This is a genomic window from Streptomyces albiaxialis (assembly GCF_039530985.1).
GTDB lineage: Bacteria > Actinomycetota > Actinomycetes > Streptomycetales > Streptomycetaceae > Streptomyces > Streptomyces albiaxialis.
Genome location: NZ_BAAAPE010000016.1, coordinates 33,381 through 57,929 on the forward strand (window position 1 = coordinate 33,381; position 24,549 = coordinate 57,929).

Annotated in this window: 25 protein-coding genes; 18 read left to right on the plus strand and 7 right to left on the minus strand. The window is 72.1% G+C overall.

Annotation, left to right across the window (positions count from 1 at the left end; translation table 11 throughout):
- Window positions 1-5: 5 nt before the first annotated feature.
- The 3 genes from ABD343_RS31645 to ABD343_RS31655 all read left to right on the plus strand — a co-directional run bounded on the left by ABD343_RS31645 (window position 6) and on the right by ABD343_RS31655 (window position 2,338).
- A complete protein-coding gene (locus ABD343_RS31645; protein WP_344533152.1) occupies window positions 6-935 on the plus strand; it encodes a sugar kinase in 930 nt (309 codons plus the stop codon).
- Between the two features lie 148 nt (window positions 936-1,083).
- Window positions 1,084-1,734 carry a bifunctional 4-hydroxy-2-oxoglutarate aldolase/2-dehydro-3-deoxy-phosphogluconate aldolase gene (locus ABD343_RS31650; RefSeq protein ID WP_344533843.1) on the plus strand — a complete coding sequence of 217 codons (651 nt, stop codon included), beginning with the start codon at window positions 1,084-1,086 and terminating at the stop codon, window positions 1,732-1,734.
- A 97-nt stretch (window positions 1,735-1,831) separates the two neighbouring features.
- Window positions 1,832-2,338: a GNAT family N-acetyltransferase gene (locus ABD343_RS31655; RefSeq protein WP_344533154.1), complete on the plus strand. Its 507-nt coding sequence runs from the start codon at window positions 1,832-1,834 to the stop codon at window positions 2,336-2,338.
- A 240-nt stretch (window positions 2,339-2,578) separates the two neighbouring features.
- Here the strand turns inward: ABD343_RS31655 and ABD343_RS31660 are convergent, their stop codons facing one another.
- The gene (locus ABD343_RS31660; protein ID WP_344533156.1) at window positions 2,579-3,577 is read right to left on the minus strand and encodes a Gfo/Idh/MocA family protein; all 999 of its coding nucleotides are present in this window, start codon (window positions 3,575-3,577) and stop codon (window positions 2,579-2,581) included.
- 125 nt (window positions 3,578-3,702) lie between these two features.
- Here ABD343_RS31660 and ABD343_RS31665 point away from each other — a divergent pair, with 125 nt between their 5' ends.
- The 10 genes from ABD343_RS31665 (at window position 3,703) to ABD343_RS31710 (ending at window position 13,949) form a co-directional block, all read left to right on the plus strand.
- Window positions 3,703-4,440 (plus strand): GntR family transcriptional regulator, encoded by a 738-nt coding sequence (locus ABD343_RS31665; RefSeq protein WP_344533845.1) that lies wholly within the window; start codon window positions 3,703-3,705, stop codon window positions 4,438-4,440.
- A 508-nt stretch (window positions 4,441-4,948) separates the two neighbouring features.
- The gene (locus ABD343_RS31670) at window positions 4,949-5,947 is read left to right on the plus strand and encodes a sugar ABC transporter substrate-binding protein (protein WP_344533157.1); all 999 of its coding nucleotides are present in this window, start codon (window positions 4,949-4,951) and stop codon (window positions 5,945-5,947) included.
- Window positions 5,948-6,116: 169 nt separating this feature from the next.
- Entirely contained in the window at window positions 6,117-7,091 is a 975-nt protein-coding gene (locus ABD343_RS31675) for a substrate-binding domain-containing protein (protein ID WP_344533159.1), read from the plus strand.
- Window positions 7,088-8,128 (plus strand): ABC transporter permease, encoded by a 1,041-nt coding sequence (locus ABD343_RS31680; RefSeq protein ID WP_425578325.1) that lies wholly within the window; start codon window positions 7,088-7,090, stop codon window positions 8,126-8,128. Before ABD343_RS31675 ends, ABD343_RS31680 begins: the two co-directional genes overlap by 4 nt.
- 8 nt (window positions 8,129-8,136) lie before the next feature.
- Window positions 8,137-8,967 carry an ATP-binding cassette domain-containing protein gene (locus ABD343_RS31685; RefSeq protein WP_344533160.1) on the plus strand — a complete coding sequence of 277 codons (831 nt, stop codon included), beginning with the start codon at window positions 8,137-8,139 and terminating at the stop codon, window positions 8,965-8,967.
- A gap of 337 nt (window positions 8,968-9,304) precedes the next feature.
- Window positions 9,305-10,459 (plus strand): ROK family glucokinase, encoded by a 1,155-nt coding sequence (locus tag ABD343_RS31690; protein WP_344533849.1) that lies wholly within the window; start codon window positions 9,305-9,307, stop codon window positions 10,457-10,459.
- Window positions 10,456-11,049 (plus strand): hypothetical protein, encoded by a 594-nt coding sequence (locus tag ABD343_RS31695; protein WP_344533161.1) that lies wholly within the window; start codon window positions 10,456-10,458, stop codon window positions 11,047-11,049. Before ABD343_RS31690 ends, ABD343_RS31695 begins: the two co-directional genes overlap by 4 nt.
- Before the next feature lie 91 nt (window positions 11,050-11,140).
- On the plus strand, window positions 11,141-12,385 hold the full coding sequence (gene pcaDC / locus ABD343_RS31700; RefSeq protein ID WP_344533850.1) for a bifunctional 3-oxoadipate enol-lactonase/4-carboxymuconolactone decarboxylase PcaDC: 1,245 nt from the start codon (window positions 11,141-11,143) through the stop codon (window positions 12,383-12,385).
- A gap of 13 nt (window positions 12,386-12,398) precedes the next feature.
- A complete protein-coding gene (locus ABD343_RS31705; protein ID WP_344533162.1) occupies window positions 12,399-13,058 on the plus strand; it encodes an MBL fold metallo-hydrolase in 660 nt (219 codons plus the stop codon).
- Between the two features lie 111 nt (window positions 13,059-13,169).
- Entirely contained in the window at window positions 13,170-13,949 is a 780-nt protein-coding gene (locus ABD343_RS31710; RefSeq protein WP_344533164.1) for an exodeoxyribonuclease III, read from the plus strand.
- 253 nt (window positions 13,950-14,202) lie between these two features.
- Here the strand turns inward: ABD343_RS31710 and ABD343_RS31715 are convergent, their stop codons facing one another.
- Window positions 14,203-16,050 carry an SGNH/GDSL hydrolase family protein gene (locus ABD343_RS31715; RefSeq protein ID WP_344533165.1) on the minus strand — a complete coding sequence of 616 codons (1,848 nt, stop codon included), beginning with the start codon at window positions 16,048-16,050 and terminating at the stop codon, window positions 14,203-14,205.
- Window positions 16,051-16,237: 187 nt separating this feature from the next.
- Between ABD343_RS31715 and ABD343_RS31720 the strand changes: the two genes are divergently transcribed.
- Window positions 16,238-16,696 carry a DUF6278 family protein gene (locus ABD343_RS31720; RefSeq protein WP_344533166.1) on the plus strand — a complete coding sequence of 153 codons (459 nt, stop codon included), beginning with the start codon at window positions 16,238-16,240 and terminating at the stop codon, window positions 16,694-16,696.
- 29 nt (window positions 16,697-16,725) lie between these two features.
- Here the strand turns inward: ABD343_RS31720 and ABD343_RS31725 are convergent, their stop codons facing one another.
- From ABD343_RS31725 to ABD343_RS31745, 5 genes are all read right to left on the minus strand, one after another.
- A complete protein-coding gene (locus ABD343_RS31725; RefSeq protein WP_344533167.1) occupies window positions 16,726-17,829 on the minus strand; it encodes an aKG-HExxH-type peptide beta-hydroxylase in 1,104 nt (367 codons plus the stop codon).
- Window positions 17,826-18,806, minus strand: a complete 981-nt coding sequence (locus ABD343_RS31730) for an aKG-HExxH-type peptide beta-hydroxylase (protein WP_344533168.1) — start codon at window positions 18,804-18,806, stop codon at window positions 17,826-17,828. Before ABD343_RS31730 ends, ABD343_RS31725 begins: the two co-directional genes overlap by 4 nt.
- 18 nt (window positions 18,807-18,824) lie before the next feature.
- Entirely contained in the window at window positions 18,825-20,009 is a 1,185-nt protein-coding gene (locus tag ABD343_RS31735) for a radical SAM protein (protein WP_344533169.1), read from the minus strand.
- Between the two features lie 3 nt (window positions 20,010-20,012).
- Window positions 20,013-20,207, minus strand: a complete 195-nt coding sequence (locus ABD343_RS31740; protein WP_344533170.1) for a hypothetical protein — start codon at window positions 20,205-20,207, stop codon at window positions 20,013-20,015.
- 131 nt (window positions 20,208-20,338) lie between these two features.
- On the minus strand, window positions 20,339-21,106 hold the full coding sequence (locus ABD343_RS31745; RefSeq protein ID WP_344533171.1) for a GntR family transcriptional regulator: 768 nt from the start codon (window positions 21,104-21,106) through the stop codon (window positions 20,339-20,341).
- Between the two features lie 180 nt (window positions 21,107-21,286).
- On the opposite strand from ABD343_RS31745, the gene ABD343_RS31750 reads away from it, so the two are divergent.
- From ABD343_RS31750 to ABD343_RS31765, 4 genes are read left to right on the plus strand one after another with little or no spacing between them, the layout of a single operon-like run.
- Window positions 21,287-22,024 (plus strand): amino acid ABC transporter ATP-binding protein, encoded by a 738-nt coding sequence (locus ABD343_RS31750; protein ID WP_425578326.1) that lies wholly within the window; start codon window positions 21,287-21,289, stop codon window positions 22,022-22,024.
- A gap of 11 nt (window positions 22,025-22,035) precedes the next feature.
- Window positions 22,036-22,962: a glutamate ABC transporter substrate-binding protein gene (locus tag ABD343_RS31755; protein WP_344533173.1), complete on the plus strand. Its 927-nt coding sequence runs from the start codon at window positions 22,036-22,038 to the stop codon at window positions 22,960-22,962.
- Between the two features lie 6 nt (window positions 22,963-22,968).
- Complete coding sequence (locus ABD343_RS31760; protein WP_344533174.1) at window positions 22,969-23,613, plus strand: amino acid ABC transporter permease; 645 nt, start codon at window positions 22,969-22,971, stop codon at window positions 23,611-23,613.
- Complete coding sequence (locus ABD343_RS31765; protein ID WP_344533175.1) at window positions 23,610-24,536, plus strand: amino acid ABC transporter permease; 927 nt, start codon at window positions 23,610-23,612, stop codon at window positions 24,534-24,536. The genes ABD343_RS31760 and ABD343_RS31765 overlap by 4 nt, the downstream gene beginning before the upstream one ends.
- Window positions 24,537-24,549: the final 13 nt, after the last annotated feature.

A 24,549-nucleotide genomic window follows, 5' to 3' on the forward strand; every position in this document is an offset into this window, starting at 1 on the left:
AGGCGATGCTCCTCATGCTCGCCGAACCGGGCATGCCACTGGAACGCGCCACGCACTTCCGGCGTTCCGTGGCGGGCGCCGAGTCCAATGTCGCCGCGGGCCTCGCCCGCCTCGGGCACTGGGCGCGCTGGATCGGCAGGGTCGGCGACGACCCCGCGGGCGAGGCGGTGCTGCGCGAGCTGCGGGCCGACGGGATCGACGTCTCGTGCGCCGAGATGGACCCCCAGGCGCCCACCGGGCTGCTGCTGCGGGACAGCCATCCGCACCGCGCGATCGACGTCCAGTACTACCGGGGCGGCTCCGCCGCCTCGCTCCTCAGCCCCGCCCAGATCACCCCGGAGGCGCTCGCCGGGGTCCGGGTCGTGCACGTCACCGGCATCACGCCGATGCTCTCCGAGCAGGCGGCGCAGGCGACCCGGACGCTGATCGAGCGTGCCAGACAGGCGGGGGCCGCCGTCTCGTTCGACCCCAACGTCCGCCGCAAGCTCGGCACCGACCACGACTGGATACGGGTCGTCGGGCCGCTGCTGCGCGAAGCGGATCTCGTCCTCGCGGGGGAGGACGAGCTGGAGCTGCTGCTCGGCGGGGGCGCGGGAGAGGGCGCGAAGGCGCTGCTGACGATGGGCCGTGCCCGTACGGTCGTGGTGAAGCGCCGGGACCACACGGCGGCGGCGTACACGGACGCGGGCCAGTGGGAGCGGCCCCCGTTCGAGGTGCCGGTCGTGGACCCGGTCGGCGCGGGCGACGCGTTCGCCGCCGGCTGGCTCTCGGCGTGGCTGCGCGGGCTGGACGAGCCGTCCGCGCTCGCGGAGGCCGCGTGCGTGGCGGCGCTCGTCGTGCAGGCGCCCGCCGACACCGACGGGCTGCCGACGGCGGCGGCCCGCGACCGGGCGCTCACGGGCTTCACCCGGGGCACCGATTCCGTGCACCGCTGACGTCACGCCGCGTTCACGCCGCGACCGGCATCATCGGGCGCGTACGCACGCACACGCGCCACACGCACACGCGCTACACGCACAGGCACCAGGCACCACGCACCACGCTCGACCGACCGAAATGAACAAGAGAGGCGGCGAACTTGCCGTGTACCGCTGGGAGATCACCAGGGCAGCGCTGGAGCAGCGCGTCTTCGCCATCGTGCGCGGGGAGAGCTACGAGAAGGCCACCGCTGCCGCCGACACCCTGCTCGGGGCCGGAATCACCAGTCTGGAGATCTCGCTGACGACGCCCTTCGCGCTGGAGGCGATCAGCACGCTCCGCCGGGAGACCGGCGACGACTCGGTCATCGGCGCGGGCACGGTGCTGGACGGTGCCTCGGCACGGCTCGCGGTCGACGCGGGCGCCCGCTTCCTCGTCTCGCCGAGCCTGGACGCCGAGGTCATACGCACCGGCCACCGCTACGGAGTACCGGTCTTCCCCGGCGTCGCCAGCCCCACCGAGATGGTGCGCGCCCTGGAACTGGGCGCCGACGCCCTCAAGCTCTTCCCGGCCTCCGCCTACGGCCCGCACTGGCTCCGCGACGTACGGGCCGCGCTGCCGCAGGCCCCCGTGCTGCCGACCGGCGGCGTCTCCGTGGCGGACGCGCCCGAGTGGATCGCGGCGGGCGCCGCCGCCTGCGGCATGGGCTCCGCGCTCACCGAGGGTGACCGCGAGGCGGTCACCAAGCGCGTCACCGAGCTGCTGCAGCGTCTGGAGGACGCGGTTCCGCATCACGCCCGCCAGCCCGCTCAGTGACGCTCCCCGGCTCCGGTGGTGAGGGCTCCGTGAGGGTCCAGGAGACGAGACCGGTATGGGGGGTCGAACGGTCGAGCGAAGTCTCTAGGGTTGTCGTATGAGGATCAGCCAGTGCCGGGAAGAAGACGTCGAGCTGCTCGACAAGCACATGCCGTCCCCGGGCGCGGTCTCCTCTCACCAGCGGCGATACGCCCGCCAGCGGGCCGGCGAGGGCACGTTCCTGGTCGCGTGGCGCAACGAGGTGCCGGTCGGCAGTTGCGAGGTGCGATGGGAGGGCTGCGCGGCACCGGAGGTGCGCGCCGCGCACGCGGACTGCCCCGAGGTGAACGGGCTCGGTGTGTGGCCGGAGACGCTGCGCTCGCTGGGCATCGGCACCGGACTGATCCATGAGGCCGAGCGGCTGGCCGCCGCGCGCGGATGCGCCCGCATCGGCCTCGGCGTCGAGCGGAACAACCCCCGCGCCCGTGCCCTCTACCGCCGCCTCGGCTACTACGACACGACGCCGTACCTCGACTGCTGGTCCTACGAGGACGGCGCGGGCGTCACCCACCGCGTCGCCGACGCCTGCACGTTCATGGTGAAGAACCTGACCCCGGACCGCTGAGCCGGTTCCTGGCGCTGAGCCGTACGAGATTGTGCAGGCGGTAGTGGTGAGCCCGAGGAGCCGGAAGGCCCGGGTCTGTTCGGGGTCGGGCTGCCCGTGGCCGAGTTCGAAGGCGGCCCGGACGGCGAGGTCGCCGGCCCGGAGTTCGTCGGGGCGGCGCCGTGCGTCGGCGAGCTTGGCGGCGAGGACCGGGACGGTCCAGGTGCGGCGTGCCGCCGGTCCCGTACGGGCGTCGGTTCCTCAGCGCACGTCCGACACCGCGACGGGCAGGCCCGTCGCGCGGGAGCGCTCGCAGGCCTCCGCGACGCGCAGGGCCTCCAGCGCCTCCTGGCCGTCGCAGGGGTTGGGGATCTCGCCGCGGACCGCGCGGACGAACGCGGCCAGTTCGGCCTCGTACGCCGGGCCGAAACGGTCGATGAAGCCGGGCCAGGGCTTGTCCGGTGCCGCGGGGGCGGTCGGCTCCAGGGACGTGAGCGGCGTACGGGCGTCGAGGCCGACGGCGAACTGGTCGGCCTCGCCCGCGAGTTCCATCCGCACGTCGTACCCCGCGCCGTTCACGCGCGTCGCCGTGGCCGTGCAGAGCGTGCCGTCGTCCAGGGTGAGGAGGGCCGCGGCGGTGTCCACGTCGCCCGCCTCGCGGAACATCGCGGGGCCCGCGTCGGACCCCGCCGCGTAGACGGAGAGGACCTCGCGGCCCGTCACCCAGCGCACCGCGTCGAAGTCGTGGACGAGGCAGTCGCGGTAGAGGCCGCCGGAGAGCGGGAGGTAGGCGGCCGGGGGCGGGGCAGGGTCGGAGGTGAGGGCGCGGATCGTGTGCAGGCGGCCGAGCCGCCCGTCCCGCACGGCCTCGCGCGCCGCCGCGTACCCCGCGTCGAACCGGCGCATGAAGCCGATCTGGAGCAGCGTCCCGGCCTCGTCCACCGCGCGCAGCGCGTCCTTGGTGCCCGGCAGGTCGAGCGCGACGGGCTTCTCGCAGAAGACCGGCAGGCCGCGCTCGGCGGCGGTGCGGATCAGCTCTGCGTGCGAGGAGGTCGCGGAGGCGATCACCACCGCGTGGATGTCCAGGGAGAACAGCTCGGACACCGTCGGCACGGGCGTCGCGTCGAGGGCCGCGGCCACCTCGACGGCCCGCATCCCGTCCGCGTCCGTGACGACGACCTCGGTGACCTCGGGGTGCGCGCTGAGGGTCCGGGCATGAAGGGTGCCGATCCGGCCGGTTCCGATGAGTCCGATGCGCATGGACCTACGCTGGACCGCCCGACCAGCGCTGTCAACGGGTTGTCTTTTCGTCCTGACAATCGAACGTACGGTTCCCGTGGTCACCCGTAGGGCACTACGCTCCCTCCGTGGCCAAGAATGATCCGGTGGACCTCCAGCTCAGTGTGGACCGCAGCAGCCCGGTCCCGCTGTACTTCCAGCTCTCCCAGCAACTGGAGAGCGCCATCGAGCGCGGCAAACTCGCTCCGGGCAGCCTGCTGGGCAACGAGATCGAGCTGGCGAGCCGGCTCGGCCTCTCGCGGCCCACGGTCAGACAGGCCATCCAGTCCCTGGTGGACAAGGGCCTGCTGGTGCGCCGGCGCGGAATCGGCACGCAGGTGGTGCACAGCCAGGTCAAGCGCCCCCTGGAGCTGTCGAGCCTCTACGACGACCTGGAGGCGGCGGGCCAGCGCCCCGCGACGCGCGTGCTGCGGTACGCGACGGAGGAGGCCACCGCCGAGGTCGCCGCGGCGCTCGCCGTCGGCGAGGGCACGGAGGTGCGTGTCGTCGAGCGCCTGCGGCTGACGCACGGCGAGCCGATGGCGTATCTGCGCAACCATCTTCCGCTGGAGCTGTTGCCCGCGGAGCGCGAGGAACTGGAGTCCACGGGCCTGTACCGGCTGATGCGGGGCGCCGGGGTCACCCTGCACAGTGCCCGTCAGTCGGTGGGGGCCAAGGCCGCGTCCGCGGGGGAGGGTGAGTTGTTGGGTGAACCGGAGGGGGCTCCGCTGCTCACTATGCAGCGCACCACGTTCGACGATACGGGCCGCCCCGTCGAGTACGGCTCCCACCTCTACCGGGCATCCCGCTACTCCTTCGACTTCCAACTCCTGGTCCGCCCCTAGCCCTCCCGGGCCCCGCCGAGCCAGGCCCCTGCTCCCTCACCACTCCCTTGCGCTTGGGAGGTCTGCCACTGGGGGTGCCCCCTGCTCGAAGAGCTTGGGGGAGCAGGGCTGGCAAGCGCAGCCCTCTTCGCCGGGCGGGCCGGATATGAGGGCTGGGTTCGGGGTGCCCCGGGCTGTGCTTCGCAGGCTGCGGCTGCGCCGTGGCTTGTCGCGCAGTTCCCCGCGCCCCTAGTGGGGCAAGCCCCGTGGTGTTGTGACCGGTCGTGCCCGCGCGGCGGAGCCGCAAGTCGAAACAGCCCGCCAGACCAGTTCGTGGCGGGGTACGCCCCGCAGGCCGTCGAGGGCCTTCGCGAGGCGCCGCTTGCCGATGTAGCACCAGGGTCAGAGCACATCGCCGTAGATCTCTATCCGCATGCGCGCGATTCTGGAACCTGAACCGCTCTTCAAGTCAACCGCCGCCGGTGCCCGGCGCATTGACGGCCCCCACCCCCGCCGCTACAACTCGGCCATGGCGCACAGGCGTACGGCATCGATGGGGGCAGCCCTCCTCGTCACCACCGCCCTGCTGGCGGGGTGCAGCGACTCCGGGGGCAAGAAGGCCGACGAGGACGAGAACAAGGGCGGCAAGGGCGGCGGGGTCGATACGCCGCGCCTGACGATCGCGATGGTGACGCACTCCGGCGAGGGCGACACGTTCTGGGACATCGTGCAGAGCGGCGCCAAGCAGGCGGCGCGTAAGGACAACGTCGAGTTCGACTACTCCAACCACAAGGAGGGCGGCCAGCAGGCGCAGCTCGTGCAGTCCGCGATCGACAAGGACGTCGACGGGCTGATCGTCACGCTCGCCAAGCCGGAGGCGCTCCGCGCCGTCGTGAAGAAGGCGGTCAAGAAGGGTATCCCGGTCGTCACGATCAACTCCGGCGCCCAGTTCTCGCCGGACCTGGGCGCGCTCGCGCACATCGGCCAGGACGAGGCCGTCGCGGGCGAGGCCGTGGGGGAGGAGCTGAACGAGCGCGGGAAGAAGAAGGCCCTGTGCGTCATCCACGAGCAGGGCAACGTCTCGCTGGAGGAGCGCTGCGCGGGGGCGAAGAAGACGTTCGAGGGCGAGCTGACGACCCTCAACGTCGACGGCACGAACATGCCCGGCGTCCAGTCGTCCGTCGAGGCCAAGCTCCAGTCCGGCAAGGACATCGACACGATCGTCACGCTCGGCGCCCCCTTCGCGGCGACCTCCGCGAAGGCCAAGGAGAAGGCGGGGAGCGACGCCGAGGTCGTCACGTTCGACCTGAACGCGCAGGTCGTCAAGGAGCTGAAGGCCAAGCGCATCGGCTTCGCGGTCGACCAGCAGCCGTACATGCAGGGGTACGAGGCGGTGGACCTGCTCTGGCTGCACGAGTACAACGCCAACGGCCTGGGCGGCGGCAAGCCCGTCCTCACCGGGCCCGAGATCGTCACGCGCGCGGACGTGCCGAGGCTGGAGAAGTACACCGAGCGCGGAACCCGCTGAGTGCTTTCTCGCCAAGGTGACGGATACTTGTGCGGTGTCTTGGGCGATCAAGCTGGACCAAGCGGAATCAACCAGGACATTTGTCGCAGGAGTACCCGTACCGAGAGGGCAGAACACCGTGGCCAGCGTGCAGAGGTCTCGTACGTCCGTGCGGACGAGGGGGGCCGTGATGGCGGTCGTCATCGCTGTCGTGGTGGGGCTCGCCGGGTGCAGCTCCACGGGCGGGAAGCGGGCCGAGGAGGCCCGCGAGCAGGGCGCCTCCGGCAAGGCGAACGTGACGACCCCGCGCTGGAAGGTCGCCATGGTCACCCACTCGGGCGACGGCGACACCTACTGGGACATCGTCCAGAGCGGCGCCAAGCAGGCCGCCGCCAAGGACAACATCGAGTTCCTCTACTCGCACGACAAGGAGGCCGGCCGCCAGGCCCAGCTCGTGCAGGCCGCGATCGACAAGAAGGTCGACGGCCTGATCGTCACCCTCGCCAAGCCCTCCGCGATGAAGAAGGTCGTGAAGAAGGCCGTCAAGGCGGGCATCCCGGTGATCACGATCAACTCGGGCCAGGCCGAGTCCAAGGAGTTCGGCGCCCTCACCCACATCGGCCAGGACGAGGTCCTCGCGGGCGAGGCCGTCGGCCGCGAGCTGAACGACCGGGGCAGGAAGAAGGCCCTCTGCCTCCTCCACGAGCAGGGCAACGTCGGCCACGAGCAGCGCTGCGAGGGCATCAAGAAGACGTTCGACGGCAAGGTCGAGGACCTCTACGTCGAGGGCACGAACATGCCGGGCGTCCAGTCGTCCGTCGAGGCCAAGCTCCAGTCCGACAAGAAGGTGGACACGGTCGTCACGCTCGGCGCCCCCTTCGCGGCCACCGCCGCCGAGGCGAAGAAGGACGCGGGCAGCAAGGCCGAGATCGACACCTTCGACCTGAACGCCAAGGTCGCCACGGGCCTCAAGGACGGCACCATCGGCTTCGCCGTCGACCAGCAGCCGTACATGCAGGGCTACGAGTCCGTCGACCTGCTCTGGCTCTACCGCTACAACCGCGACATGCTCGGCGGCGGCAAGCCGGTGCTCACGGGTCCGCAGATCCTCACCAAGAAGGACGCGGGCAAGCTGGAAGAGCTGACGAAGCGGGGGACGCGATGACAGTCGCCGCACCATCGGGAGCCGACGACCGGCTCGTGCACCGTTCGTTCGCGGCGCGCGCGATGCGCCGCCCCGAGCTGGGCGCCGTCGTCGGCGCCCTGGCCCTCTTCGTCTTCTTCTCGCTGGTCGCCGACAGCTTCCTGCGGGCCTCCAGCCTCTCCACGGTGCTCTACTTCTCGTCGACGATCGGGATCATGGCGGTGCCGGTGGCGCTGCTGATGATCGGCGGCGAGTTCGACCTGTCGACGGGCGTGATGGTGACGTCCTCGGCGCTGGTCTCCTCGATGTTCAGCTACCAGATGACGGCCAACGTCTGGGTCGGCGTCGGGGTGTCCCTGCTGGTCACCCTCGGCATCGGCTTCTTCAACGGCTTCATGCTGACCCGCACCAAGCTGCCCAGCTTCATCATCACGCTGGCCACCTTCCTGATGCTGACGGGCCTCAACCTGGGCCTCACCAAGGTGATCAGCGGCACCGTCTCCACCAAGAGCATCAGCGACATGGAGGGCTTCCCCTCCGCGAAGGACGTCTTCGCCTCGCAGCTCACGCTCGGCGACGTGGACGTCCAGATCACCGTCCTGTGGTGGCTCGCCCTGATCGCGGTCGCGACCTGGATCCTGCTCCGTACGCGCGCCGGGAACTGGATCTTCGCGGTCGGCGGCGGCGTGGACGCGGCCCGCGCGGTCGGCGTCCCCGTGGCCCGCACCAAGATCGGGCTCTACATGGGCGTGGCCTTCGCCGCCTGGATCTCGGGCCAGCACCTGCTCTTCAACTACGACGTCGTCCAGTCCGGCGAGGGCGTCGGCAACGAGCTGATCTACATCGCCGCCGCCGTCATCGGCGGCTGCCTGCTGACCGGCGGCTACGGCTCGGCGGTCGGCGCCGCCATCGGCGCGTTCATCTTCGGCATGGCGAACAAGGGCATCGTCTACGCGCAGTGGAACCCCGACTGGTTCAAGTTCTTCCTGGGGGCGATGCTGCTGCTCGCGACCCTGCTCAACGCGTGGATCCGGAAGCGGGCGGAGGCGAACCGATGAGTGAGCCGATGAGCGAACCGACGAGCGAACCGACGAGCGAACCGACGAGCGACGTCACGGACGCGGCCCCCGGCCCCCTTGTCGAGCTGGACGCCGTCAGCAAGTTCTACGGGAACATCCGCGCCCTCGACGAGGTCTCCCTCCAGGTGCACGCGGGCGAGATCACCTGCGTCCTCGGCGACAACGGCGCCGGAAAGTCCACCCTCATCAAGATCATCTCAGGGCTGCACCAGCACGACGGCGGCGCCCTGCGCATCCAGGGCGAGGACACTCGCCTCTCCTCGCCCCGCGAGGCGCTGGGCCTGGGCATCGCCACGGTCTACCAGGACCTGGCGGTCGTCCCTCTGATGCCCGTATGGCGGAACTTCTTCCTCGGCTCCGAGCCCACGGTCGGGTGGGGGCCGCTGCGGCGCATGGACGTCGAGACGATGCGGCGTACGACGCACGCGGAGCTGCTCCGCATGGGCATCGACCTGCGCGACGTCGACCAGCCGATCGGCACGCTCTCGGGCGGCGAGCGGCAGTCCGTCGCCATCGCGCGGGCGATCCACTTCGGCGCGAAGGTGCTGGTGCTGGACGAGCCGACCGCCGCGCTGGGCGTCAAGCAGTCGGGGGTCGTCCTGAAGTACGTGGCCGCCGCGCGGGACGCCGGGCTCGGCGTGGTGCTGATCACGCACAATCCGCACCACGCGTATCTGGTGGGCGACCGTTTCGTGCTGCTCAAGCGGGGTGCGATGGCGGGCTCGTACGAGAAGTCGGGGCTGGAGCTGGAGGAACTCGTCCGCCAGATGGCAGGCGGCTCGGAACTGGAAGAGCTGTCGCACGAGCTGGAGCGGTAACCGTAGCCCTCGGGCCTGTGCCGGTGCTGAGCAGGGGCTGCCCCTTGCCGTGCATCGCAGTCCCCGGCTGCGCTGTGCCCGCTCGCGCAGTTCCCCGCGCCCCTGATCGGCCCCTTCGAGACGTGCCCCGTCAGGGGCGCGGGGAACTGCGCGACAAGCCACGACGCACTCGCACTCTGCGCTGCGCAGGACGGGGCTCCCCGGACTCAGCCCCGGCTCCGGGCAACCCCGCAAGGGGGCGGCGGGGTCTCTTCGGCCGGGGCGGCGACGTACCGTTGATCCCTGGCAGAATCGGGGGCGCCCGACCATCACACCCCAGAGGGACGACCAGATGAGCATGGACGGCCTGCAACGAGCCGACAGGCTCTCCAGGCGCCGGACGGCGCCCAGCGCCAGCGTCCTCCGCACCGTCAGCACACGCGAGCGCCGCTCCCACCTGTCGGCGCCGCGGGTCCCCACCGTCGGGATCGACATCGGCGGCACCAAGGTCATGGCGGGCGTCGTGGACGCGGACGGCGTGATCCTGGAGAAGGTGCGCGCCGAGACGCCGGAGAAGTCCAAGAGCCCGAAGGTCGTCGAGGACACCATCGCCGAGCTGGTGCTCGACCTGTCCGACCGGCACGACGTGCACGCCGTCGGCATCGGCGCCGCCGGCTGGATCGACGCCGACCGCTCCCGCGTGCTGTTCGCCCCGCACCTGGCCTGGCGCGACGAGCCGCTCAAGGACGCGCTGACCGCGCGCCTGGCCGTCCCCGTGATGGTCGACAACGACGCGAACACGGCGGCCTGGGGCGAGTGGCGCTTCGGCGCCGGACGCGGCGAGGACCACCTCGTGATGATCACCCTCGGCACGGGGATCGGCGGCGCGATCCTGGAGGACGGCCGCGTGAAGCGCGGCAAGTACGGGGTGGCAGGGGAGTTCGGCCATATGCAGGTCGTGCCCGGCGGCCACCGCTGCCCCTGCGGCAACAGAGGGTGCTGGGAGCAGTACAGCTCGGGGAACGCGCTGGTCAGAGAGGCGCGCGAGCTGGCCGCCGCCGAGTCCCCGGTCGCGTACGGGATCACCGAGCGCGTCGGCGGCCAGATCGGCGACATCACGGGCCCGCTCATCACCGAGTTGGCCCGCGAGGGCGACGCGATGTGCACCGAGCTGCTCCAGGAGATCGGGACCTGGCTCGGCGTCGGCATCGCCAATCTCGCGGCGGCCCTCGACCCGTCCTGCTTCGTGATCGGCGGCGGGGTGAGCGCGGCGGACGACCTGCTCATCGGGCCCGCGCGCGACGCGTTCCGTCGCCACCTCACCGGCCGCGGGTACCGGCCGGAGGCCCGTATCGTCAAGGCGCAGCTCGGCCCGGAGGCCGGGATGGTCGGGGCCGCCGACCTCGCCCGGCTGGTGGCCCGCCGCTTCCGCCGCGCCAACCGCCGCCGCCTGGAGCGGTACGAGCGGTACGAACGCGCGGCCGACAACCTGCGCAGGGCGGTGGGCCAGTGACCGCAGCGGCCTCCCCGCCCCGCACCCCCGGCAAGGCCTCGGGCGAGGACCCCCACGAGCGCCCGCCGCACCGGCCGCGCCACCGGATGCTGGTGCTGGTCATCGTCGTGCTGCTGATCGCGATCCCGGGCGGCTTCCTCGTCCAGGCGGCGTTCGTCAGCCGGGACAGCGGCAAGGACAAGGAGCGCGCCGCCGCCGCGACGAGCCTCACCTACGAGCGCCCGCCCAAGGTCAGCCAGCGCATCTACAGCGTCCCGGTCCCGCCGCAGGCCACCCGCGTCGCCTTCTACGAGGCGAACTCGTGGGAGAAGAGCACCATGTGGGTGCAGTTCCGCACGAGCCCCAAGCGGCTCAAGGAGTTCCTCCAGGAGATCGACAGCGACGGTCCCGCGCCGAAGCTCAAAAAGGGCCGCGTGACGATCAGCGAGGCCAAGGCCCGCGAGGTCGGCTGGCGCCTCGACGAGCCGGGTCACCGCTACTCGGGCACCGTCTACAAGCAGGAGAAGAGCGAGCCCGACCTGGCGATCACCGTGGACACCACGTACAAGAGCAGGCCGCGGGTGTACGTCGTGTCCACCACCCGGTTCTGAGCTGGGGCGAAGGGTCCGGCCCGCCCCCGCGCGGCAGCGGGCTCGCGGTTCTCGATAGCGTGACCGGGTGAGCGATGCGACCCCTGCCAAGATGCTGCAGCACCGGACCGACGGACCCGATGAAGCGCCCGTGCTCGTCCTGGGCCCGGCGCTCGGCACGACCTGGCACATGTGGGACCGGCAGATACCGGAACTCACCCGTCACTGGCGGGTCCTCAGATTCGACCTGCCGGGACACGGAGGTTCCCCCGCGCACTCGGCCGACTCCACGTCCGGCCTCGCCGAGCGGCTGCTGCACACTCTCGACACCCTCGGCATCGAGCGCTTCGGGTACGCGGGCTGCTCGCTCGGCGGCGCCATAGGCGTCCAGCTCGCCCTCGCGGCCCCGCAGCGCGTCACCTCGCTCGCCCTCGTCTCCTCCTCGCCCCGCTTCTCCACGCCGGACTCCTGGCGGCAGCGCGGCGTCGTCATCCGGACGAACGGGCTCGACCCCATCGCGCGCTCCACCCCCGAGCGCTGGTTCACCGACGGCTTCGCCACCGCGCAGCCCGCGATCGTCGAGTGGGCCGTGCAGATGGTCCGTACGACCGACCCCGGCTGCTACATCGCGGCGTGCGAGGCGTTCGCGGCGTTCGACGCCACGCACTCGCTCGGCGGGATCGGCGTCCCGACCCTCGTGGTCGCCGGGTCCGAGGACCAGCTCACCCCGCCCGCCGAGGCCCGCGCGCTGGTCGCCGGGATCCCCGACGCGCGCCTCGCGCTCGTGCCGGGCGCCTCGCACCTCACGCCCGTCGAGCAGCCCGGCGCCGTCACGGACCTGCTGATCCGGCACTTCACGACCACCTGGCAGGAGTCCTCCGCCGGGCCCCCGGCCCCCGCGCCCGTCATCGCCCCCTCGCCGCCGCAGCCCGCCGCCGTCGCCGAGCTGGAGTCGGCCGAGCGCGCCTCGCTGCGCACCGACTCCTACGACGTGGGCATGAAGGTCCGCCGCGAGGTCCTGGGCGACGCGCACGTGGACCGGGTGACCGAGGAGACCGACGACTTCACGTCCGACTTCCAGCACTTCGTCACGCGCTACGCCTGGGGCGAGGCCTGGACCCGCCCGGGCATCGACCGCCGCACCCGCTCGGTGATCACCCTGACCGCGCTGGCCTCCCGCGGCCACTTCGACGAGCTGGCCCTGCACACCCGGGCCGCGCTGCGCAACGGGCTCACCCCCGACGAGATCAAGGAGGTGCTGTTGCACACCGGGGTCTACTGCGGGGTACCGGTGGCGAACTCCGCGTTCGCCGTCGCGCAGCGCGTGATCCGGGAGGAAACGACCCCGGAGGAGTAGCACAATGACCGGCATGGACGCTCTCGAACTGACCAAGAAGGGCCACGCCTGTGTGCGCCTGACCAGGAACGGGCGCACGCTGGTCATCGACCCCGGCGGCTTCAGCGAGGCCGACGCGGCCCTCGGCGCCGACGTCGTGCTCGTCACCCACGAGCACCCCGACCACTTCGACGAGGGCCGGCTGCGCACCGCCATGGAGGCCAACCCGGCGGCCGAGATCTGGACGCTGCGCAGCGTCGCCGACAAGATCGCGGGCGCCTTCCCCGGCCGGGTGCACACCGTCGGCCACGGGGACGCCTTCGAGGCGGCGGGTTTCCAGATCGAGGTCCACGGCGAGCTGCACGCCGTGATCCACCCGGACATCCCGCGCATCACGAACGTCGGGTACGTCGTGGACGGCCGCGTCTTCCACCCCGGGGACGCCCTCACCGTCCCCGAGCGCCCCGTCGAGACGCTGCTGCTGCCGGTGCACGCGCCCTGGAACAAGTTCTCCGAGGTCCTCGACTACGTCCGCGAGGTCAAGCCCCGCGTGGCCTACGACATCCACGACGGCCTGCTCAACGGGACGGGCATCGCCCTCTTCGAGCGTCAGCTCGGCCCGGGAGGCCCCGGAACGGGCGGCACGGAGCACGTGCACCTCGCGGCGGACGAGAGTGTCAGTCTGACCCGGTAGGTTCGAGGCCATGCGCATTGCTACCTGACTGCATCTCCCGGGGGCGACCCCCGGACCCCCGGCCGGACAGGCGCGATGGCGTGCCGCCCGTTCTCCCGACAAGGACCCTCCATGCGTATCGCCACCTGGAACATCAACTCGATCACCGCCCGGCTGCCGCGGCTGCTGGAGTGGCTCTCGTCCGCGCAGCCGGACGTGGTCTGCCTCCAGGAGCTGAAGGTGGCCCCCGAGGCGTACCCCGAGGAGGCCCTGCGCGAGCTGGGTTACGAGTCGGTGGTCAACGCGGGCGGGAGGTGGAACGGGGTCGCCGTTCTCTCCAAGGTCGGCGTCGAGGACCCCGTCGTGGGCCTGCCGGGCGCGCCGGAGTACGAGGGCGCGGTGGAGCCCCGCGCGGCGGCGGCGACCTGCGGCGGCGTCCGCGTCTGGTCGGTGTACGTGCCGAACGGCCGCGAGGTCGGCCACGCGCACTACGCGTACAAGCTGGAGTGGCTCGCCGCCCTCAAGGAGACCGCCGCGAAGTCGGCCCCGGGCGCGCTGCCGTTCGCGATCCTGGGGGACTACAACATCGCGCCGACGGACCAGGACGTCTGGGACATCTCCCTGTTCGACGGCGCCACCCACGTCACGCCCGCCGAGCGCGCCGCGCTGACAGCCCTGGAGGACGCGGGCCTGGCCGAGGTCCACCCCCGCGCGCTCAAGTACGACGTGCCGTTCACGTACTGGGACTACCGCCAGCTCGGCTTCCCCAAGAACAAGGGCATGCGCATCGACCTGGTCTTCGGGAACGCGGCCTTCGGCTCCGCCGTCAAGGACTCCTACGTGGACCGGGAGGCCCGCAAGGGCAAGGGCGCCTCGGACCACGCGCCGGTGGTCGTGGACCTGGAGGTGTGAGCGGGGCGGGGCGGGAGGTGACCGGCGCGGCCGCCGCGTGCGGGCCGGTTCTGATGGCGTACGTGTTCTGAGTCGCCTTGTACGCGGTGACCGCCGACTCCTTGTTGGACCATCTCGGCTTGCTGCACCCTGCCGCCGCGCCGGTCTCCGCGGACGCGGGCGGTGCGGCGGCAAGGAGTTCACGGAGTTCTGAGCGCAAGTTGAGACGGGGCGGCCCGCCCTGCTCCGGCCGGCCTCGACCGCCGTGCCCGACTCACAGCTTCCGCAGGTCGATCGAGTCGGCGAGCCTCTTCAGCCCCGCGTCCCCGGGGTGCAGATGGTCGCCCGAGTCGTACTCCGCGCGCATCCGTTCGGGGGCGGCCGGGTCGCGTACGGCGGCGTCGAAGTCGAAGACGGCGTCGAAGGCTCCCCCGTTGTCCCGGATGAAGGCGTTCACCGCCTGCCGTTTCGCGTCGACCTCGGCCGAGCAGTCCTTGTAGCCGCCGCAGGGCGTCACCGTCGCCACGATCACCCGCAGTCCGCGCTCGCGCGCCCGTGAGGCGATCGCGCGCAGCCCCGCGATCACCTCGTCCGCCGAGGCGCCCCAGCGCACGTCGTTGATGCCCTCGAAGACGACGACCGTACGGGCGCTCGTCTGGCCCAGCACGTCGCGCTCCAGCCGGTTCTGCGCGCTGACGCCTGCCGTGTCGGTGGAGACGCCGTCGCCGGGATAGCGGTCGGAGGCGACCCGGTTCGCGGAGATGCCGTGGTTGAGCACCCCGTACCGGGGCGCGCCGCTGCCGGGGGACTGGTCCAGGAGGCGCCGCGCCAGCACGTTCGGCCAGCGGCGGTTGGCGCCCTGCGTCGAGCGGACCCCGTCCGTGATCGAGTCGCCGAGCGTCACCACCGAGCCCTGACGGCCGCCGACGTCGACGCCCGTGAGGAACGGCCACATCGTCAGCTCCCGGGTGTAGGCGCCGCCGCCCGCCTCGCCCGTACGGTCGCCGCTGCCGCTCTCGCTCAGGTACGAGCGCTGGATGGCCTCGCTGTGCACCGGGGCCGCCTCCACCGGGTCGGGGAGGTGGATGCTGACCAGCAGATCGGTGTCCGGCGGCACGTCGAAACCCACCGGGTCGCTGAACGCCTGGGCGCCCGCCGGGATCCGTGTCCCCTCGCGTCCGCCGAACCGCAGCGGCACCGGCTTCCCCTTCGTCGCCGCGCCCTCGCCCCGTACGGCGATCGACGCGTGCCCGATGCGTACGGGCGCCGACGCGAAGGTGTTCTCCAGCCGGATCCGGGCCCGGGGCCCGCCCGCCGAGGTGTGCACCACGAGCCGCAGCGTCTGGTCCCGCCACATCCCGGTGCCCGTGTAGCCGCCGGTGCTCGCCGACCAGCTCCCCGCCCAGCCCGCCGCGTCACGCCGTACGGAGGCCGCGAAGACATGGAGATCGGTGCGCGGCCCGGGGTCGCGCGGCAGTTCGACGGAGGAGACCGCGCGCCCGCGCTTGACCGGCACCGTCACCGCGTACAGTTTCGCCTTCTCGGCGAGCTGTCCGCCGTCGCGCGTGTTGACGTGCGGCAGCGCCACGGCCTTGGTCGCCAGGGGCCCGCCGCGCCAGTCGTCCGCGGTGAGGGAGTACGAGGAGCGCGAACCGTCCTTGTAGCGCACCGTGCCGGTGCCGCGCACGGGGCCCGCCGGGCCGTCGGGCGAACTGGCCGCCACGAGGAAGGAGATGGCGTTGCCGCTGCCGCGCAGCCGGACGCGCTGCCCGTCGGCCCGTACGTTGTCCGGCTGCCCCGGGCGCCGGTCGGGCCAGCGCAGCGAGGCCCCGTCGAGGTCCAGCCGGGCGCCGGGCGACCAGCCCGCGGCGCGCAGGTCCCGCGCCGACAGGGAGCGCCCGGTGCCGTCGAGATCGGCCGCGCCGGGCCGGGCGTCGTCGCTCACCCCCCGATTGTCGAAGAGCCGCTCCAGAGGGAGCGGCTCGGTGGTGGCGGCGGACCCGCTGCCGGGCCCGTCGGGTCCTCGGTCCCGCGCGGTCGCGGTGCCCGCCAGCGCGGGGACCGCCGTCGCCGTGACGGCCACCAGGACCGTGACGGAGCTTGTCCAGAGACGTCTGTGCACGCGTTCGCCCTCTCGTGGGACATCAACATCCTTGTGCGCACCCCGGATTCGACCGAGGCGGAGTGAAAGTAGGGAGGCGGCAAAGCGACGTCAAGGTGTCCAACGGGGCAAGCGGACGCAGACCGCGCACGCTACGCACAGCGCGCCCTATGGTGGCGAGGCCGGTACGGATGCCACGCTGAACAGCATGCACATCCCTTTTCTGGACAACTGGCTCAAGCGGCGGGGGGAGACGGACGGCGCGGCTCTCACCGACGCGCTCTCCAGCGACCCCGAGAGCGCGGCGCAGCTCCTCTCCGAGTGCGAGCTTCTCCGTGAGCACGCCCGGGGAGAAGGGGTGCAACTGGACGACACGGCCGACTCGTTGAGCGCCCTCGACCAACTCCTGCCCGGCTGGCGCGACGACCCCGAGATCGTCCCCTGGCTCGGCAGCGACGCGGGCCTCTACCTCGGCACGGTCCTGGTCCGCACGGTCCCCGGCGCCGAGTGGCGCCAGTGGCCCGACGGACAGCCCGTCGTCCGCCTCCCCTCGGGCGTGGAACTGGACGTCCTGGAGGCGGGCGCGAACTGGGCGGAGACCGGCTCGCCCGAACTCTCGCAGGTCTACGCGGAGGCGAGCGAGGGCTGGCGCGACCCGGCGGGCTGACGCGCCGCGCCCGCCCCGGGCCCCCGGTGTCAGTCCGTCACCACCGCGGCCGTCGCGGCGCGCAGTTGCTCCAGCAGACTCCGGGCGCTGCCGGTCAGCACCCCCGCGTGCGCGCGCAGGACGGACCCCGCGGGGTCCCGGCGGAACCCGTCCCGCGCGAGGCCCGTACGGGCGTCGGCCTCGGCCTCCTCGCACAGGCCCGCGTCGCGGGCGCGCACCCAGAACCAGTGCACGGCGTACCAGACGGCGCACGCGTGCAGGAACGATTGCAGCCGGATCGTGGCGCCCGTCCAAGGCGAGGTCACGGCACGGTCGTTGGCGTCGGCGCGGCGCAGGAAAGGCTCGCGCAGCTCCTCGTAGAGATAGAGCCTGCCGTGCGTGGCCTCGTGCACCAGCGCCTCGGCGAGCAGCGCCGGGGTGACGTGCGGCAGGTGCGCGTTCGTCAGGCGGCAGCAGCCCGCCAGCCCGGAGAACGAGCTGGAGTGGAACCGCCGCGCGCCCTCCGGCTCCTGGCGCACCGCGACGACCTGGGCGAACGCCTCGACGTACGCGGCGGGCGCGCCGAGCCCGGTGAGGACGCGGGCGGCGCCGCGCATCCGCTCCACGACGGTCGCCAGCCGCTCCTCGCCGTACGGCACCGTGCCGCCCGCCAGGCCGAACGCGCCGTCGGGGAAGCGGAACGGGCTCGCCGTGTCGACCGCGACGTCCAGCCCCGGCAGTGGATCCCGCGCCCGCGGCACGTCCGGGCCCTCGGGCAGGGACCGGTCGCCGCGTACGTTCCACACCGTGCGCCCGTTCGGCGGCGGGGCCAGCAGTCCGGTCACCGTCAGCTCCCTGGCGAGCGCCTCCTCCAGGAGCGCCGCGTCGGTCTCCGCCCCGCCGCTGTCGCGCAGCACGAGCGTGGCGACGGAGGGGGCGCGCAGGAAGCGCGTGCGGACCGGCGGAGGGAGGACGCCGAGGGCGCGGGCCACGGCCTCGTACGCCTCCGGGTGCGCGGCGGCGCGCTCGGCGAACCGCTCCTCCAGCCGCCGTTCGTACGTCGAGCGCCACGCGGCCACCTCGTCGGCGGCCGCCGCCTGCGCCGCGGGCTCCCAGCGCAGGAGGTCCGCCGTGCCGTCCAGTGTGAGCCTCATGAGAGCCGCTCCAGCCGCTCCAGCCGCTCCAGCCGTTCCAGCAGCGGGTCGGTCAGGGCGCGGCCGAGCGGGGTGACCGAGGGGTTGCCGCGCAGCGGCGCGGCCAGCGCCTCCGTGTCGCGGCGCATCCGGTCCAGGACGCCGGGGGTGCCCAGCTCCTCGTGCAGGAGGCGGACGTTCCCGAAGGCGTGGAAGGCGAGCAGCACCTTGTCGAGCGGCCGGGCACGGCCCACGGCGGGGGAGTGGTACTCCCGGGTGTCGGCGGGATCGACCACCTGCCCCAGCCGCCGGGCCAGGTAGAAGTACTGGTGGCACGCCTCGTGGACCAGCATCTCCGCGACCTCGGCCGGGTCCGGCGAGACCGAGACGAGGACGGTGCCGGGGGCCTCGCGCCAACTGCTGCTGCGGGTGCGGGAGGTGCCGCTGTCGCAGGGCACGAGCGCGCGCAGGACGCGCAGCACCCAGCGCGCGCAGCGCGGGGCCCGCTCGCGCAGAAGGTCCATGGCGTCGGCGTAGCCCTGGGCCAGCTCCTTGGTGGGTTCGGGGAACGTGACGATCGAGTGGAAGTCGTCCTCGATGGCGAGCTGCGCGCGGACCGCCCGTTCGGGGAGCAGCCGCAGGGACGTCCCGTTGACGGGCACGGACCCGTCGGTCCCGAAGGGCTCCGGCGAACCGCCCGCGCGGCGCAGACAGCGGGCGAGTCCCTCGGCGACGGCCACGGGATCGCCCTCGCCCGTCTCCAGGAGGCGTTCGACGGCGCCGACGGCCGGGTTCCACAGGGTGTCGAAGGCGTTGTCGACGTGCCAGGGCGGGGAGACGGCCCGCGCGAGGCCGTCGCCGCGCGCGGTCAGCTCCGCGCCGTGGCGCAGCAGGAACGCGGCGGTGACGCCCTCGGCGTGCGTCGCGACGACGGCGTCCGCCAGCGCCGTGTCGAAGTCGGGCCCCGGCATCGCGAGGCAGCGTAAGCGGTCGGACATGAGTTCCCCCGTGATGGGTCAGGCGGCCTCCGGCTGCCAGGCGGCGGCCGGGAGGTCGGTTTCCAGTGCCTCGGTCATCCGCGCGGAGAGCGCGTAGAGGGCCTCGCAGTACAGGGACGGGTTGCTGAACGAGGTGCCGTCGAACCGGTGCGGGAGATAGCCGCCCTGGCAGCTCGTGAAGTGCGGGCAGGCCAGGCACGTCGCGCACGGCCGCTGGAGCTCGTCGAGGCGGTAGTGCCCGGCGTGCGCGTCGAGCGGGTGGTCGAAGACGTTCAGCGAGTCGTGCGCGTACGGGCCGAGGCAGATGCGCAGCACGTCGCTGATGCCGATCGAGCCGTCGGACTCCACGACGCACAGGCCCTTCAGGTCGCCGCCGAGCGCGTCGAGGCTGTTCCCGCGGCCGAGGAGGCTGAGCATCATCAGCTCGAAGAGCCGTACGCGCGCGGCCCGCGGCCCCCCGCCGTACCAGGCGTCGAACGCCTCCAGCAGGAAGCGGCGGTACGGCTCGGGCCCCGTCCAGCCCTGCGGCGGGTTGACGCGGTTGCCGTCGGGGAGCAGGAAGTCGATGTCGGGAAAGCCCTGGTCGGCGAACCAGCGCACCAGCTCGCCGCCGTGCGCCGCCGGGTCGACCACGCACAGCACCCCGCCGAGCAGCTCGTCGAAGAGCGGGCCCTGGGCGCGCAGGGCGGCCACGGTGTCCAGCAGCCGCTCGGTGGTGCCCTCGTGGCTGCCGCGCAGCACGCGGTGCCGGTCGGCGATCTCCGGCGGCCCGTCGAGGCTGAGGCCGAATGTCATGCCGTTGCGCGCGAAGAGGTCGAGCCAGTCACCGGTCAGCAGCAGCCCGTTGGTCTGCAACATCACGCGTACGTGGGCGGGGGCGCAGATGCCGCGCAGCGTGTCGATGAGCCGCTGCATCCGCCGTCGGCCCAGCAACAGCGGCTCGCCGCCGTGCAGTTCGACGACGAACTCGGTCAGGCCCCGGTCCCGGCAGTGCGCGGCGATCCGCTCGGCGAGCCGGCGCGTGACGCGGTCGGAGATGTAGGTGGGGCGGGTGAGCCAGGAGGTGTCGCCCCGGTTGTAGACGTAGCAGTAGTCGCAGTCGAGGTTGCAGCGCTGAGCGATCTTGAGGACGATCCACTCCAGCCCGGCAGGCCGCGCCTGCTCGGGCGACGGGTGCTCCGCGCGGGACGGCCTGCCGGGCACGGTTCACGCCGCCGAGGGGTTGGACTCGGTGGGCTTGTGCGTGTTCTTGGAGTGACCGCTCCCGTGCCGGTCGTACAGGATGCTCTCCACCCCGCCGGAGCGGGCCCGCTCGGCGAGGGCGCGGAGCACATCGTTGCGGATCCCCTCCAGCTCGCTCTCGGAGAGCCGCGAAACGTCGATCTTGCTCTGCTCGGCCATGGGTTCCTGCCCTTCCTTCCGGTGTGTGCCGCTAGGGCCTTCCCCCGGTGTTCGCGCGGGCGGCACCGGTGGATGTGCGGAAGGGGGTACGAACCGGCGTACGTACGTGCGTACGTCGGCCTGCCGGCCTGTCAGCCCGCGAACGTGATGCCGTACTCCAGCCGCCAGCGGTCGGCGCGGACGACGATGTCGGAGGTCTCGACGGCGCGGCCGTCCTCGTCGTAGTGCGTGCGCTCCACGGCCGTCACGCACTGGCCGGGCGAACAGCCCAGCGACTCGGCCTCGGGGCTGGTCGCGGGGCGGGCGCCCACCAGCTCCACGGCGCGCACCACGCGGATCCCGATCGCCGCGAGCCGCCCGCGCACGCCCCTGCGCGCGTACGGCCCGCGCTCGGGGAAGACGACGTCCGTGCCCTCGGTGATCTCCAGCGGCTCCCAGCTCGTCGCGAGCTGCACCGGGCGGCGGTCGGCCAGATACTCGTACTGCGTGCACATCACGCGGGACTCGGGATCGACGCCGAGGCGGCACGCGATGCGCTCGGGGGCCAGCGCCGTGGTCGAGGTCGCCTCCCAGACGACCGCCGCGCCCGTCTCGCGCCCCATCGCGGCGATCCGCGCGGCGAAGGGCGAGTCGACGGCGCCCGTCGAGCGCAGCAGGGTGCCGACCGGGGCCCGGTCCGTGACGAAGACGCCGCGGCCGAACTGCCCCTCCGCGTACCCCGCGGACTTCAGCACGCGCACGGCGCGGTCGACGGTCTGGTCGCTCGCCTCGTACGCCCGCTTCAGCTCGGAGCGGGACGGGATGCGGGCGCCGACGGCCAGCGTCCCCTCGTCGATCTGCCGCCGCAGATCGTCGGCGATCCGCTGATACACCGGCCTCGTGTCACCCGTGTCTCCCATCCCGGGTTCCTCTTTCCCCATGCGTCCCCAACCTGCCTGACAGGCAAGCAGGCTAGGTACCCAGGGGCGTCCTTCGTACCTAGGCCCAGAAGGGGGCCACTTTCGTGTTGTGTTGCCTTACTGCGTGTCATCCCAGAAGTGCCCTGATGATGCGGATATTTTCCCCTTTCTATGGTTTCTATGGAAGCGCTGATCGAGCTGCGCGGCGTCAACAAGCACTACGGCGCGCTGCACGTGCTCAAGGACATCGACCTCACCGTCGGCCGGGGCGAGGTCGTCGTCGTCATCGGGCCCTCCGGCTCCGGCAAGTCGACGCTGTGCCGCACCATCAACCGGCTGGAGACGGTCGAGTCGGGCACGATCACCCTGGCGGGACAGCCGCTGCCAGCCGAGGGCAAGGAGCTGGCCCGGCTGCGTACCGAGGTCGGCATGGTGTTCCAGTCGTTCAACCTCTTCGCGCACAAGACGGTGCTCGCCAATGTGATGCTCGCGCCGCTCAAGGTCCGCGGGAAGAACAGGGACGAGGCCGAGCGCCGCGCCCGTGAACTCCTCGAACGGGTGGGCCTGGCCGACCAGGCCGAGAAGTACCCCGCGCAGCTCTCCGGGGGCCAGCAGCAGCGCGTGGCCATCGCGCGCGCCCTCGCCATGGACCCGCAGGCCCTCCTCTTCGACGAGCCGACCTCCGCGCTCGACCCGGAGATGATCAGCGAGGTGCTGGAGGTCATGCAGCAGTTGGCGCAGGACGGCATGACCATGGTCGTCGTCACGCACGAGATGGGCTTCGCCCGCTCCGCCGCGAACCGGGTCGTGTTCATGGCCGACGGCCAGATCGTCGAGGACCGCACCCCCGAGGAGTTCTTCACGGCGCCCGAGAGCGACCGGGCCAAGGACTTCCTGTCCAAGATCCTCAAGCACTGAGGGGAAGAGCCGTGCCACTCCGTACGCACCGCGCTGCCGCCGCCGCACTGCTGGGCGCGCTCGTCCTGAGCCTCACCGCCACCGGCTGCGGCAGGTCGGGCTCCCCGCCCGCGCGCGGGCCCCAGCCGCGCGAGCTGCCCCGCTACTCCGTGACCGAGGAGTTCGCCCTCCCCTCGTCCCCGACCTGGAGGAGCGCCGAACGGCGCGGCCATCTCACCATCGGCGTCAAGGAGGACCAGCCGGGGATGGGGGAGATGAACCCCGCGACCGGCGAGTACTCCGGCTTCGACATCGAGATCGCACGGATGCTCGCCGCCTCCCTCGGCTTCGACCCGGAGAAGGACATCCAGTACAAGGCCATCGCCTCCGCGAACCGGGAAACCGCCCTCCAGAACGGCCAGATCGACTTCTACGTCGGCACCTACACCATCAACGACGGCCGCAAGAAACTCGTCGGCTTCGCCGGGCCGTACTACATCGCGGGCCAGAAGCTGCTCGTCCGTACGGGCGAGAAGGATCTGAGGGGGCCCAAGGACATGGCGGGCCGGAAGATCTGCTCGGCGGTCGGCTCGACGCCGCTCCAGCGCATCCAGTCCGACTACCCGAAGGCCACCGCCGTCGCCTACGACAGCTACGCGATCTGCGTCGACAACCTCCTCAACGACCAGGTCGACGCCGTCACCACCGACGACACGATCCTGCTCGGCTACGCGTCCAAGGACCCCGCCCAGCTCAAGGTCGTCGGCAAGGCGTTCTCCACCGAGCCCTACGGCGTCGGCGTGCCCAAGCCCGACAAGGCGCTCGCCCGCGCGCTCGACAAGGCGATCACCGCCCGCCAGAAGAACGGCGACTGGAAGCGCGCCTACGACGCCACGCTCGGCCTCTCCGGAGTGCCGGCCCCCAAGCCTCCCCGCATCGACCGCTCCCTGACGAGCTGAGGCCCCATGGACGTCCTCACAGACAACTTCTCGCTCTACGGCGAGGGATTCCTCGGCACCATCCGGCTGACCGTCTACGCCTCGCTGCTCGCGCTCGCGCTCGGCGTGATCATGGCGGGATTCCGGGTGGCGCCGGTCCGCGCGCTGCGCGTCGTCGGCACGGCCTGGGTGACGGTGCTCCGCAACACCCCGCTGACGCTGCTGTTCTTCGCGATGCTGCTCGGCCTGCCCCGGTTCGGGATCGCGCTGCCCTTCGAGCTGTTCGCGGTGCTCGCGCTGGGCTGCTACACCTCGTCGTTCATCTGCGAGGCCGTGCGCTCGGGCATCAACACCGTGCCCGTCGGGCAGGGCGAGGCCGCGCGCAGTCTCGGGATGACCTTCGGCCAGACCCTGGGCACGGTGGTGCTGCCGCAGGCCTTCCGCACCGTCATCCCGCCCATCGGCTCCACCCTCATCGCGCTCGCCAAGAACTCCGCCATCGCGGGCTCGTTCAGCGTCACCGAGCTGCTGAGCACGTACAAGACCCTCAACGAGAACGGCTACAGCGTGATCTGGTCCTTCGTCTGGATCGCGCTCGGCTATCTGATCCTCACCCTCGCGATCAGCGCGCTCTTCCACGCGATGGAGCGGCGCTGGGGAGTCGCCCGATGACCGCACACGCACGCCCCGCCCGTTCGCCCCGCGCGCCCCGCCGCGCCCGCTCGCTCCAGACCAGCGGCTCCGCGCTCTACGACATCCCCGGGCCGAAGGCGAGGGCCCGGCACCTCGCCTACGGGCTGCTGGCGACGGCCGCGCTGCTCGCGCTCGCCGGATGGGTGATCTATCTCCTTGTCGACACGGGCCAGTTCTCGGGCGTGAAGTGGCGCCCGTTCACCTACGCGGGCATCCAGGAGCTGCTGCTGCGGGGGCTCGGCAACACGCTCAAGGCCTTCGCCTTCGCGGCCGTCCTCTCGCTCGCGCTCGGCGCGGTCCTCGCCGCCGGACGGCTCTCGGAGCACGCCCCGGTCCGCTGGGTCAGCACGGTGCTCGTGGAGTTCTTCCGGGCCATGCCGGTGCTGGTGATGATCTTCTTCATCTTCGTCGCCCTCCAGGTCCAGCCGCTGCCCGCGCTCGTCGCCGGGCTGACCCTCTACAACGGCTCGGTCCTCGCCGAGGTCTTCCGCACCGGCATCCTCTCCGTCGAGAGGGGCCAGGGCGAGGCCGCGTACGCGCTGGGGCTGCGCAAGACGCAGGTCATGGTCCACGTGCTGGTGCCGCAGGCCGTTCGGGCGATGCTGCCGACGATCATCAGCCAGCTCGTCGTCGCGCTGAAGGACACCTCGCTCGGCTTCCTGATCACCTACGAGGAGTTCCTGCACGCCGGGCGGCTGATCGCGATCAACATGGACTACACGATGCCGTTCATCCCCGTCGTCATCGTGATCTCCGCGATCTACATCGGGCTCTGCATGCTGCTCTCCTGGTTCGCGACCTGGGTCGCGCGGCGCGAGCGGCGCAGCGTCAAGGTCACCGCCCAGGCCGTCGCCCCGCCGGAGGCGGGCTCGACGATGCCGGGCGCGCCGGGCGTGCGCTGAGGCTCCCTTTAGG

Bases quoted from the DNA above. Each gene is read 5' to 3' on its own strand.
- ABD343_RS31670 (WP_344533157.1), top strand. From the start codon at position 4,949: ATGGCGCACAGGCGTACGGCATCGATGGGGGCAGCCCTCCTCGTCACC.
- ABD343_RS31760 (WP_344533174.1), top strand. From the start codon at position 22,969: ATGGACGTCCTCACAGACAACTTCTCGCTCTACGGCGAGGGATTCCTC.
- ABD343_RS31750 (WP_425578326.1), top strand. From the start codon at position 21,287: ATGGAAGCGCTGATCGAGCTGCGCGGCGTCAACAAGCACTACGGCGCG.
- ABD343_RS31720 (WP_344533166.1), top strand. From the start codon at position 16,238: ATGCACATCCCTTTTCTGGACAACTGGCTCAAGCGGCGGGGGGAGACG.
- ABD343_RS31685 (WP_344533160.1), top strand. From the start codon at position 8,137: ATGAGCGAACCGACGAGCGAACCGACGAGCGAACCGACGAGCGACGTC.
- ABD343_RS31675 (WP_344533159.1), top strand. From the start codon at position 6,117: ATGGCGGTCGTCATCGCTGTCGTGGTGGGGCTCGCCGGGTGCAGCTCC.
- ABD343_RS31655 (WP_344533154.1), top strand. From the start codon at position 1,832: ATGAGGATCAGCCAGTGCCGGGAAGAAGACGTCGAGCTGCTCGACAAG.
- ABD343_RS31730 (WP_344533168.1), bottom strand. From the start codon at position 18,806: ATGTCCGACCGCTTACGCTGCCTCGCGATGCCGGGGCCCGACTTCGAC.
- ABD343_RS31660 (WP_344533156.1), bottom strand. From the start codon at position 3,577: ATGCGCATCGGACTCATCGGAACCGGCCGGATCGGCACCCTTCATGCC.
- ABD343_RS31725 (WP_344533167.1), bottom strand. From the start codon at position 17,829: ATGAGGCTCACACTGGACGGCACGGCGGACCTCCTGCGCTGGGAGCCC.
- pcaDC (WP_344533850.1), top strand. From the start codon at position 11,141: ATGCTGCAGCACCGGACCGACGGACCCGATGAAGCGCCCGTGCTCGTC.
- ABD343_RS31745 (WP_344533171.1), bottom strand. From the start codon at position 21,106: ATGGGAGACACGGGTGACACGAGGCCGGTGTATCAGCGGATCGCCGAC.
- ABD343_RS31690 (WP_344533849.1), top strand. From the start codon at position 9,305: ATGGACGGCCTGCAACGAGCCGACAGGCTCTCCAGGCGCCGGACGGCG.
- ABD343_RS31765 (WP_344533175.1), top strand. From the start codon at position 23,610: ATGACCGCACACGCACGCCCCGCCCGTTCGCCCCGCGCGCCCCGCCGC.
- ABD343_RS31740 (WP_344533170.1), bottom strand. From the start codon at position 20,207: ATGGCCGAGCAGAGCAAGATCGACGTTTCGCGGCTCTCCGAGAGCGAG.
- ABD343_RS31710 (WP_344533164.1), top strand. From the start codon at position 13,170: ATGCGTATCGCCACCTGGAACATCAACTCGATCACCGCCCGGCTGCCG.
- ABD343_RS31680 (WP_425578325.1), top strand. From the start codon at position 7,088: ATGACAGTCGCCGCACCATCGGGAGCCGACGACCGGCTCGTGCACCGT.
- ABD343_RS31705 (WP_344533162.1), top strand. From the start codon at position 12,399: ATGGACGCTCTCGAACTGACCAAGAAGGGCCACGCCTGTGTGCGCCTG.
- ABD343_RS31645 (WP_344533152.1), top strand. From the start codon at position 6: ATGCTCCTCATGCTCGCCGAACCGGGCATGCCACTGGAACGCGCCACG.